The organism is Rhizobium sullae (assembly GCF_900169785.1).
Lineage (GTDB): Bacteria > Pseudomonadota > Alphaproteobacteria > Rhizobiales > Rhizobiaceae > Rhizobium > Rhizobium sullae.
The window spans coordinates 1-509 of record NZ_FWER01000227.1 but is presented as its reverse complement, the minus strand read 5'-3'; the positions used below and the strand labels follow the sequence as shown (position 1 = coordinate 509).

2 pseudogenes are annotated in these 509 nt (G+C 61.8%); both read right to left on the bottom strand.

The features are described 5' to 3' along the window. Window positions 1-211 (bottom strand): annotated as a pseudogene (locus BN1800_RS39905) (TCP-1/cpn60 chaperonin family protein); the annotation flags it as partial. Between the two features lie 4 nt (window positions 212-215). After that, window positions 216-509 (bottom strand): annotated as a pseudogene (locus BN1800_RS39900) (TCP-1/cpn60 chaperonin family protein); the annotation flags it as partial.

Below are 509 nucleotides of genomic sequence, written 5' to 3'. Positions count from 1 at the left end.
CGACGATCGAAGCTTCGTCACCAGCGTTGTCAGCGATCTGGCGAACCAGCGACTGCAGCGACTTGCGAACGATGTTGATGCCGGCTTCCTGGTCGTCGTTCACACCCTTGGACGTGATCTTGACGGAGGAACGGAGCAGGGCAACGCCGCCGCCGGGGACGATACCTTCCTGAACAGCAGCGCGCGTCGCATTGAGGGCGTCGTCGATGCGGNACGACGATCGAAGCTTCGTCACCAGCGTTGTCAGCGATCTGGCGAACCAGCGACTGCAGCGACTTGCGAACGATGTTAATGCCGGCTTCCTGGTCGTCGTTCACACCCTTGGACGTGATCTTGACGGAGGAACGAAGCAGGGCAACGCCGCCGCCGGGGACGATACCTTCCTGAACAGCAGCGCGCGTCGCATTGAGGGCGTCGTCGATGCGGTCCTTCTTTTCCTTCACTTCGACTTCCGTCGAGCCGCCGACGCGGATGACGGCAACACCACCGGCGAGCTTGGCAAGACGTTC